The 10,223-nt window shown below is 73.5% G+C and carries 7 protein-coding genes and 1 tRNA gene; 4 read left to right on the top strand and 4 right to left on the bottom strand.

Annotation, left to right across the window (positions count from 1 at the left end; translation table 11 throughout):
- Positions 1-147: 147 nt before the first annotated feature.
- The 3 genes from mshC to BIV03_RS17015 form a co-directional block, all read right to left on the bottom strand.
- Complete coding sequence (gene mshC, locus BIV03_RS17025; protein WP_071296531.1) at positions 148-1,392, bottom strand: cysteine--1-D-myo-inosityl 2-amino-2-deoxy-alpha-D-glucopyranoside ligase; 1,245 nt, start codon at positions 1,390-1,392, stop codon at positions 148-150.
- Positions 1,389-2,219, bottom strand: a complete 831-nt coding sequence (locus tag BIV03_RS17020; protein ID WP_071296530.1) for an undecaprenyl-diphosphate phosphatase — start codon at positions 2,217-2,219, stop codon at positions 1,389-1,391. Before BIV03_RS17020 ends, mshC begins: the two co-directional genes overlap by 4 nt.
- 62 nt (positions 2,220-2,281) lie before the next feature.
- The gene (locus tag BIV03_RS17015; protein WP_071296529.1) at positions 2,282-3,598 is read right to left on the bottom strand and encodes a M20/M25/M40 family metallo-hydrolase; all 1,317 of its coding nucleotides are present in this window, start codon (positions 3,596-3,598) and stop codon (positions 2,282-2,284) included.
- A gap of 172 nt (positions 3,599-3,770) precedes the next feature.
- On the opposite strand from BIV03_RS17015, the gene BIV03_RS17010 reads away from it, so the two are divergent.
- The 4 genes from BIV03_RS17010 (at position 3,771) to BIV03_RS16995 (ending at position 8,675) form a co-directional block, all read left to right on the top strand.
- Positions 3,771-3,856 (top strand) — tRNA-Leu (locus BIV03_RS17010).
- Between the two features lie 376 nt (positions 3,857-4,232).
- Entirely contained in the window at positions 4,233-5,525 is a 1,293-nt protein-coding gene (locus BIV03_RS17005) for a collagen binding domain-containing protein (protein ID WP_302847778.1), read from the top strand.
- A 196-nt stretch (positions 5,526-5,721) separates the two neighbouring features.
- Positions 5,722-6,366 carry a class F sortase gene (locus BIV03_RS17000; RefSeq protein ID WP_254790940.1) on the top strand — a complete coding sequence of 215 codons (645 nt, stop codon included), beginning with the start codon at positions 5,722-5,724 and terminating at the stop codon, positions 6,364-6,366.
- A 206-nt stretch (positions 6,367-6,572) separates the two neighbouring features.
- On the top strand, positions 6,573-8,675 hold the full coding sequence (locus tag BIV03_RS16995) for a sigma-70 family RNA polymerase sigma factor (RefSeq protein WP_175475934.1): 2,103 nt from the start codon (positions 6,573-6,575) through the stop codon (positions 8,673-8,675).
- On the opposite strand, the gene BIV03_RS16990 is transcribed toward BIV03_RS16995, so the two are convergent.
- Positions 8,659-10,131: an HD domain-containing protein gene (locus BIV03_RS16990; protein ID WP_175475932.1), complete on the bottom strand. Its 1,473-nt coding sequence runs from the start codon at positions 10,129-10,131 to the stop codon at positions 8,659-8,661. The genes BIV03_RS16995 and BIV03_RS16990 overlap by 17 nt on opposite strands.
- Between the last annotated feature and the right edge of the window lie 92 nt (positions 10,132-10,223).

Genomic DNA, 10,223 nt, shown 5'->3' with positions numbered 1-10,223 from the left:
GCCTCCCGTCCGTCACACGGTCGCGTCCCGTCCGCGCGAGCGGGCACTTTCGGTCACGCTCGGCGCCTGGAGTCGGGCGACTCCGCCCTCTCGGCGAACGTGAGCGGCATGTCCTGCCCGCTCGACGAACGGGGGCGGCCGGTCGCGTCAGCCGAGGCGGATGCCGAGCAGGGCGTCGACCAGGTCCACGAGGTCCGGCGTGACCGCCGTCCCGCCGGCGATCGCCGTGTCGACCGCGGCGACGGCGCCCGGCGTGTCGAGGTCGTCCGCGACACGGGCACGGACCCGGGCGATGACCTCGGCCGCGTCGTCGGCGTGTCCCGCGTCGCTCCCGGAGGCCCAGGCGTCCCACGTTGCCAGGCGCGTCGTGGCGCTGGTGAGCTCGGTGTCGAACCACTCCCAGTCGTCGGAGTACTTGTGCGACAGCAGCGCGAGGCGGATCGCACGCGGGTCGGCGCCGTCGTCGAGCAGCCCACGGACCGTGACGAGGTTGCCGAGCGACTTCGAGATCTTCTCGCCCTGGTAGGCGATCATCCCGGTGTGCACGAACGCCTGCGCGAGCGGCTGGTGCGCGAGCGCTGCGGCGTGCCCGGCGCTCATCTCGTGGTGCGGGAAGACGAGGTCGCTGCCGCCGCCCTGGACGCTGATCGGCAGGCCGAGGCGGTCGCCGGCGATGACGCTGCACTCGATGTGCCACCCGGGGCGCCCGGGGCCGACGGCGGAGTCCCAGCTCGGCTCGCCCGCTCGTGCGGCGCGCCAGAGCAGCGGGTCGAGCGGGTCGCGCTTGCCCGCACGGTCGGGGTCGCCGCCGCGCTCGGCCGACAGCGCGAGCATGGTCTCGCGGTCGAGGCCGCTCTCGTCCCCGAGCGACCAGGCCTCGGTCGGGCGGTTCACGTCGAAGTAGAGGTCGTCGCCCGCGGACTCCGGCGTCGGCACCGCGTAGGCGTAGCCGGTCTCCTGCAGGAACGCCACGGCCTCGGCGATGCGTTCGACCTCGTCCGTCACCGCGACGAAGTCGTCCGGCGGCAGGACCCGCAGCGCCTCCATGTCGCGCCGGAACAGGTCGATCTGCGAGGCCGCGAGCTCGCGCCAGTCGACGCCGTCCCGCGCTGCCCGTTCGAGGAGCGGGTCGTCGACGTCCGTGGTGTTCTGCGCGTACTCGACCTCGAACCCGGCGTCCCGCCAGACACGACCGAGCGTGTCGAACGAGAGGTAGGTCGCGGCGTGGCCGAGGTGCGTGGCGTCGTACGGGGTGATGCCGCACACGTAGAGCGCTGCACGCTCCTCGCCACCGGTCGGGTCGACGGGCTTGCCGGTCGCCGTGTCGTGCACGACCGGGCGGGGCGCGGTGCCCGGGACATCGGGGACGGACGGGACCTTCCAGGCCCTCACGGCTGGATCACTCCGAGCGACAACAACACGATGAGAACGATACCGAGTGCGATGCGGTAGACGACGAACGGCATGAAGCTGCGCTTGCTGATGTAGTTCATGAACGCCGCGATCACGACGAAGCCGACGACGAAGGCGACCACCGTGGCGATGAGCGTGTCGACCACGCCGAACGGTGCGCCGGTGTCACCGAGGCTCGTGGCGGCCTCGTACAGGCCGGAGAGGAACACGGCGGGCACGGCGAGCAGGAACGCGAACCGGGCGGCCGCCGGGCGGGTGTAGCCGAGCGCGAGCCCCATCGACACGGTCGCGCCGGAACGCGAGACGCCGGGGACGAGGGCGAGCATCTGGGCGAGGCCGATCAGGATCCCGCCGCCGAACGTCATGTGCTCGATGCGCCGGACCTTCTTGCCGACGACGTCGAGCACGCCGAGCACGATGCCGAACACGATGAGGACGATCGCGACGATCCACAGCGACCGGAACGTCGTCTCGATCGAGTCCTTGAGCAGCAGGCCGGCGATGCCGATCGGGATGGTCCCGAGGATCACGAGCCACCCGAGACGGGCGTCCGGGTCGTTCCGGGGCACGGTGTTCCCCGACAGCGACCGGAACCACCGGCCGACGATCCGGGTGATGTCGCGCCAGAAGTAGATCAGCACGGCGGTCTCGGTGCCGAGTTGCGTCACCGCGGTGAACGCCGCGCCCGGGTCCTGCGCGTCCGGCAGGAACAGCCCGACGATGCGGAGGTGGGCGCTGGACGACACCGGGAGGAACTCGGTGAGCCCCTGGACGAAGCCGAGGAAGATCGCCTCGAGGATGTGCACGGCTCGGGCCTTTCGGGGAGAGTCGGTTCAGGACACCGCCGGACCGGCGACCATGCACAATATCAGTACGTGGCGAGGAGGTCTCCGAGGACCCGCCGCCCGAACGCCAGCGAGTCGAGCGGCACCCGTTCGTCCACGCCGTGGAACATCGCCGGGAAGTCCACACCCGCCGGCAGCTGCAGCGGCACGAACCCGTAGCCCGCGATCCCCAGCGTCGACAGGGCCTTGTTGTCCGTCCCGCCCGAGAGCAGGTACGGCAGCACCGGAGCGCCCGGGTCGTGGCGGCCGAGGACGTCGCGCACGGCGTCGACCAGGGGGCCGCCGAAGTCCTGCTCGAGCCCGATGTCGCGGAAGGACATCACGACCTCGACGTCGTCGCCCGCGAGCTCCCGGACACGCGCCAGCACCGTCTCCTCGTCGCCGGGGAGGCACCGGATGTCCACCAGTGCCTCGGCGTGGTCGGGGATGACGTTGTGCTTGTACCCGGCGGTGAGCACCGTCGGGTTCGTCGTCGTGTGCAGGGCCGCGTGGCTGAACCGCGACGCCGACCCCGTGGCCAGCGCCACCTCGTCCGGGCCGGTCACCGTCGGGTCCACCCCGAGGAACCGTGCGACCTCGGCCACCATCGCGTCGGTCGTCGCCGACAGCCGCACCGGCCACTCCTCGCTGCCGATCCGGGCGACCGCCGCGGCGAGCTTCGTCACCGCGTTGTCGTGGATGACGTGCGACCCGTGCGCCGCGGTGCCGGTCGCGACGAGCTTGATCCACATCAGGGCCTTCTCGCCCGTCTGCAGCAGGTACGCACGACGGTCGCCGAGGGTGATCGAGTAGCCGCCGACCTCGCTGATCGCCGCGCTCGCACCCCGGAACACCTCGGGGTGGTTCTCGACGACGTGGTGCGAGCCGAGGACTCCCCCGGCCTCCTCGTCGGCGAAGTACGCGATCACGAGGTCGCGCTCCGGCGCTCCCTGCTGCTCGATGACGTCCGACAGCGACGTGAGCATCATCGCGTCCATGTTCTTCATGTCGACCGCGCCGCGACCCCAGAGCATGCCGTCCCGGACCTCGCCGCCGAACGGGTCGACCGACCAGTTCGCCGGGTCCGCCGGCACCACGTCGAGGTGACCGTGCACGACCAGCGCGGACTTGTCGCGGTTGCGTCCGGGCACCCGCGCCACGACGCTCACCCGGTCGGGTTCGGACTCGAACAGCTGCGGCTCGAGCCCGAGCGCACGGAGCTTCGCCTCGACGTAGTGCGCCGCCTCGGTCTCGCCGCGGGACTTCCCCTCGCCCCAGTTCGTCGTGTCGATGCGGATGAGGTCACGGGCGATCGCCGCGGTGGCCTCGAGGTCGGTCAGCGTGGCCTCCGGGTTCGTCATGGCCCAACGCTACCGGTCCGCGCCGACGGCCCCGGCGTCGGACGTCACAGCAGGACGCGCCCGGGATGCGCCGCTGTGTTCATCGGGCGTTCAGACCCGTGCTAGTGTCTTCTCTCGGCAGGAACGCCGGGGAAACAGCCCGGAACGACGGCCGACAAGTGAAGAAACACCTGTCCGGGTGGCGGAAATGGTAGACGCGCTAGCTTGAGGTGCTAGTGCCCGTATTAGGGCGTGGGGGTTCAAGTCCCCCCTCGGACACAGGAAATGGGATGCCCCCTGGCCTTTCGGCCCGGGGGCATTTCCTGTTGTGTCTTCCCGGCGAGTGCCGCCGTCGCTTCGCTCGGGGCGTCACCGCCTCAGCCGCGCCAGTTCGCTGCGCTCACGGCGGGTGCGGGGTGCGTCCGGCAGGTGGGTGGGTGCCGGTTCGCTGGGGTCGCGGCGGGCGCGTGACGAAACGGGGCGGGCGGACTCTCACCTTCGGCACCGCAACCCGATGACCCGAGTCGACGGCCACGTCCCCGCTCGGTGCCGCGGGCCTGGCTGCCGCAGGAACCCGAGAGCCCGAATGCACCACCACCCTGTCCGATCCCGCGACCGACGCGGATCCGTCCTCCTCGCGGCCGGGATCGCCGCCGTGGCCGCCATCGCCGCCGGCATCAGCGCTGCGGTCCCCGCGTCCACCGCCGCCGAGTACACCACGAACGCGACGATCGACGGTCTCCGCTTCACGTCCCAGACCGTCACGTCCGGCAGCGCCGCCGAACTCTCCGGCACGTGGTCACTGCCGGACCTCCCCACCACCCCGGCCGGCTTCGTGGTGGACCTGCCGCCCGAGCTCCAGGGCCGCTCCGACGGGTTCCCCCTGCTCGCACCGGACGGCTCCGCGATGGGACGGTGCACCGTGTCCTCGACCCAGCTCGACTGCGCCGTGGACAGCGCCTACGTCGCCGCCCACCCGAACGACCTGCACGGATCGTTCTCGTTCTGGGTCACCGTCGAGACCACCACCGAGTCCGCCACCCCGACGACCTACCAGGTCGGTGGGACCGCCGTGACGACCACGGTCGAACCCGCACAGCCCGGCACCGGACCCGGGACGTGCACCGTCGACTGCACCTTCACCGGCCGGACGAGCGGCAAGTGGGGCAGCTACGACGCCGCCGCGGGTGTGGTCGAGTGGACCGTGGCGATCGGCTCCGGCGCCGACGGCATGCGGGACGGCCAGCGCATCACGGTCACCGACACCCCCGGGCCCGACCAGGAGCTCCTCACCAGCTTCCGCGGGTACCCCTTCGCCACGCTCTGGCAGACGAACCGGACGACCACCTGGGACGACGGGCGAGAGGGGCTCACCGGATGGGCGCCGGCGGCCCGGGAGGACTACGCCAGCACGGCCGGGAGCGTCACGTTCACCGCGCGCCAGGGGTACTTCTACGACGTCCACTTCGCCACCCGGGTCACCGACGGCGGCTTGGCGGGCACCTACACGAACACCGCCACGATCAGCATCGACGGCGACGACGACTCCTCGGTCAGCGGCACGGTCGTGCACCAGGGTGGCGGTGCCTCGGGGTCCGGGACGGCACCGACGAGCACGCCGACCCCGACGCCGACGGCTCCGGCGACGGTCGAGCCGACCCCGACCCCGACGCCGACCGCTCCGGCGACGGTCGAACCGACCCCGACCGCCGAGCCGACCGTCCGGCCGACCGTGACGCCGGGTGCGTCGACCGCAGACGAGGAGACCGAGTCGCCGGTGCCCACGGCGATCGGCGCGGCGGTCGACACCGGAGGGACGACGTCCGACAGCACGGCCCCCTGGTGGTCCGTCGCGCTCCTCGGCAGCGGCGGCATGACCCTGTTGCTCGTCCTCGGCGTGTTGGCCGCCCGTACGCGCGCACGAACGCGCGCACGAACGCGACCGTGACCCGTCGCCGCGGCACCCGTGCCGCGGCCCCCGACCGCTCCGCTCGACGACCCTGCGTCGGGCGGAGTCCAGCCGGGTCCGTCGCCCGAACGACGACCCGGCGCGCGGGCCGGTGGGCAGCACCCGAAGCGCCCACCGGTCCGCACATCCAGCGCGCGACCTGCCCCGACCACGACCGACCCATCGAGGAGACACCGTGCACGTCCGATCCGGTCGACGACCGTCCTCACTCCCGCTCGTCCTCGCCGCCGTGAGCGCGGTCACGATGCTCGGCCTCGGGATCGGCGGGGTGGTCACCGCGACGAACTCGACCCCGCCCGGCACCGCGCGCGACATGCACGGCGACCCCGTCCGGCTCGAGGCACCCGTCGCGAGCGCTCCCGGAGCCCGAGCGACGTCCAGCGGGTCCGGACGCCTCAGCGTCCCGTCGGTGCACCTCGACGTCCCGCTCGGTGCACTCGACGCCGTGCGCGGCAGGATCACGCCGCCGGGGTTCCGGTCGGCGTACCTGGTCCGCGACGTCGGGGTCACCCCCGAGCACGCCGCGTCCGGCACCGTGGTCGTGGTGATGCACTCCCTGCGGGGCGGCGGCACCGCCCCGGGGAACTTCCTGACGGACGTCGATCGGGGTCGGAGTCGGGTCGCGACCGGTGCCGCGGTGACGGTCGCGGGCGTGGCGTACACGGTGACCGGCTCGACCCTGGTGGACAAGGACCGCATCGCCGACGACGCCGACGTGTGGGGCGACGTCCCCGACCGGTTGCTCCTCATCACCTGCCTCGAACACCCGGACGGCTCACCGTCGACGCAGAACCTCGTGATCACCGCGACACGGGCGTGACACCGTCCTCACCGATCGGATCCACCGGGGTCGCGTGATGAAACGTCCGACCCGGACTCCTCGCATCCGAGAGCGGTGTGTTCAGATGGACTGCACCGCCCAGCCGGTGAACCCAGGACGAGGAGACGAACGACGTGCGCGGTGCCCCTGAGCCAGGCAGTGACGCTGCACTGATCCGGTCGACGCGTGACGGCGACCGGTCGGCGGTGGCAGCGCTGTGGAGCCGGCACCACCGCGCCGCCGTCCGGCACGCGATCGGACTCGTGGGCTCCTCGGACGCCGAGGACGTCGCCTCCGAGGCCTTCACGAACGTCATCGGTGCGATCGAACGCGGGGCCGGTCCCGACGAACTCTTCCGCCCGTACCTGTACACGGTCATCCGCAACGTCGCCAACACCGAGTTCCGCCGACGCGCCCGCCACACGGACGCCGACGTCGACTTCGACGCCTTCGAGGACTCCGGCGCCGACGCGGCGACGGAGATGGCCCGCGCCGCCGACCGCACGGCCCTGGGGCGAGCGTTCAGCACCCTGCCCGAACGCTGGCAGAGCGTGCTCTGGTACACCGAGGTCGAGGGACTGCGACCTCGACACGTCGCCCCGTTGGTCGACCTCCAGCCCGGCGCCGTCTCGTCCCTGGCGTTCCGAGCACGGCGGGCGCTCCGCGCGGCCTGGGTCCAGGAACACCTCGCGACGGACGGCCTGCCCGACGAGTGCCGTCGGCGACTGGCCGCGTTCGGCGCCTACGAAGCGGGCACGCTCACCGCGCGCGACCGTCGTCAGCTCGAGGCGCACATCCGCGACTGCGTGCACTGCCCGCCGGTGCTCGAGGACACGCGCCGACTCGCCGGACGGATCGCGGCGGCACTCCTCCCGCCGGTGGTCGGTCTGGGCATCGGCCACGCGGTGCTGCACGCGGACGCCCCCGCTGCGGCGGCCGTGTCCCCCGCTCGCTCGGCCCCGGCGACGGGTGCCGCTCGCAGGGCGCCGCTGCCGGTCACCGGGCTGGTCGGCGTGGTCGCAGCGCTCGTCGTCGTCACGACCGTCGTCGCGGTCGCCGGGACGTGGTCGGACGGCCACCCGACCGGCACGTCCACCGCCGGCGCGCGCGCACCAGGTCCCGCGGGCGTCCCGGCGCCGTCCGGTGAGCACCCCGCACCGGCCGACCGCACCGCCCCGGCCCACGTCGCCGAACCGAGTCCCCTGCCGTCGCCCGGTCGCGACGACTCCGGCGCACGGACGACGGTCCCGACCGCTCCGACCCCCGTCGTCGACACGGTCCTCGGGGACTCCTCCGCCGGGGCGTCCTCGACACCCGACGTCCGCACCGACGAACCGAGCGCGAACCCCACGTCACCGGGGACCGGCGGATCCTCGACCACCGGGGGCGTCGACCCGCAGCTGCCGCGCTCCGCTCCCCCGGTCCCGGCCGAGGACACGATGCTCATCGCCAGCCGGACCGTCGAGCTCACCGGGACGGCGACGCCCGGCAGCCGCGTCGAGGTCCGCTCCGGCATCCTGACCGCCACGACCACCGCCGGGTCCGACGGCAGGTGGCGGACCACGCTGCGGTTTTCCGGGGACGGGGTCGAACGCGTCAGCATCACCGCGACGACGCCGGACCACGCCACCTCGGTCCCCGTGGTCGTCACGGTCACCGTGGACACCACCGCTCCGGCGGCGCCGACGATCGCGACGACCTGGACGCCCACCGACACCACCCCGCCGGTGTTCTCCGGCACCGCCGAGGCCGGCAGCACGATCGACGTCACCGTCCTCCGCGGCACGAGCAGCACGAGCGGCACGAGCGGCACAAGCGGCACGAGCAGCACGAGCGGCACAGGCGCCACGAACACCACGAGCGGCACAGGCACCACGAGCGGCACGGCGACCGCGTCGACCACCACCGGTGCCGACGGTCACTGGCGCGTCGCGGTGGACGGCCTCACCCCGACCGCCACCGGGATCCGCGCCACCGCACGGGACGCCGCCGGGAACACCTCCGCGGCGACGAGCAGCGCCCCCTTCGCGTTCGTCCCGACCATCGCCGACCCCGCCGACGGGAGCACCGCGACGGGCGGCCCGCTGCCGGTCACGATCACCGGCTGGGCGGACACCGACGTCGAGGTCGCCGTCGACGGCGCGCTCGTCGGCACGGTGTCGACCGGTGCCGAGGGCCGGTTCAGCGGGCACATCCGGCGCGGGGACGCCGGGCTGGCGCCGGGTCGGCACACCATCACGGTGCGCTACCGCGACGATGCGGGCGCGTCCACCGAGTCCGCCACGGTGACGATCACCGTGGCGGACTGAGGAGCCGCTCCCGCAACCAGCGCTGGGCACCCGCCGCGTCCTCGAAGCGCCCCTCGTCCTGCGCCTCGGCCGCGGCGTCCAGGACCTCCCGGAACCGCGGCCCCGGCGCGAGCCCCGCCGCGACGAGGTCCCGCCCGGTCACGAGGCGCACCCGGGGTCCCGCGGCCTCGTCGGCACGCATGACCGCGAGCCACGCCCACGCCGGAGACGGCCCGGACGCCGCACCCCGTCCCTGCGAGTCCGCCTCGCACACCCGGGCCCAGCACTCGGCGGTCGCCATCGACCCGCCGAGACGACGGAGCAGTCGGCGCGCTGCCGGCACCGACGGCGCTGCCCCGTCGGTCGAGTGCACCACCATGTGCTCACGCACGATCGTGGCGATGCGCTCGGTGAGGGTGCGCGGGGCGCCGATCCGCCGCAGCAGGTCCCGCGCCGCATGCGCGCCCGAGACCTCGTGCCCGAGGCTGCGGACCCGGACCGTGCCGTCGTCGTCCCGCTCCCGCTGCGTTCCGTCGCCCGCCTTGCCGAGGTCGTGCAGGAGCGCGCCGAGCACCACGACGGTGCGGTCCTCACCGGTGACGCCGTCGGCCGTGCAGGCAGCGGCAGCAGCGTCCGCCGCGAGCCCCAGGTGCACGTGCACGGGCCCCTCGGGGTGCCACCTCGGGTCCTGCGGCACGTCGCGCACCGCGGCGAGCTCCGCGAGGTGCCGCTCCCACCCGGTGTCGTGCAGCACCTGGAGCGCCCGCGACTGGTGGTCGCCTCGCGCCGTCTTCCGGATCTCCGGCCAGACCCGTTCCGCGGCCACGGACGGGAACGCGTCCACCAGCGACCGGGCGACGTCCACCGTCGACGGGTCGAGCACGAGGTCGAAGCGCGCCACCAGCTGCACGGCGCGCAGCACCCGCAGCGGATCGTCCCCGAACCGGTCCGAGGTGTGTCGGAGCACACCCCGGGCAGCGTCGTCGATCCCACCGACCGCGTCGACGTACTCGTTCGTCGCCGGGTCCCACGCGACCGCGTTGACCGTGAAGTCGCGACGGACGGCGGCCGCGGCGAGCCCGTCGTCGTCGGCGTTCCCCGGCACCACCGCGACGTCGACGTGCACGCCCTCGACCACGACCTTGAGGACCTCGAAGCGCGCCCCCGTGGTGACGACGACGGCTCCCGCCGCGCGCAGCGCGTCGACGACCGAGGCGGTGTCCGTGCCGTGCACCTCGACGTCGACGTCGTGGTCGTCGGCGACGGGGACCGCGCGCCCGGACGCACGGAACAGCGCGTCGCGGACCACGCCGCCGACGAGGAACGGTCGGCCGACACCGGCGAGCACGTCCAGGACCACGGCGACGCAGGTGCCCACGCCCAGCGCTCGGGCCGGGTCGTCCGGTCCGGGGCAGCGGTGCACCCCGGTGGGGCGGCGAACGGCTCGACAGCGGGGGCAGGAGATGGTGGTGGTCACGTGCGGTGTCTTCCAGGACCTCCGTGCGGCGGCACCGAGGGAGTCAGTCTGCCGCACCACGCGCGTCGGCGCGACCGGACGACGGACGGGAG

Origin of the sequence: Curtobacterium sp. MCBA15_016, assembly GCF_001865105.1 — a bacterium.
Taxonomy (GTDB): Bacteria; Actinomycetota; Actinomycetes; order Actinomycetales; family Microbacteriaceae; genus Curtobacterium.
Note: the sequence above shows the minus strand (reverse complement) of the source record. Positions and strands in the feature narration are given on the sequence as shown.

Coding starts and splice junctions, on each gene's coding strand:
- BIV03_RS17015 (WP_071296529.1), bottom strand. CDS start 3,598: ATGACGAACCCGGAGGCCACGCTGACCGACCTCGAGGCCACCGCGGCG.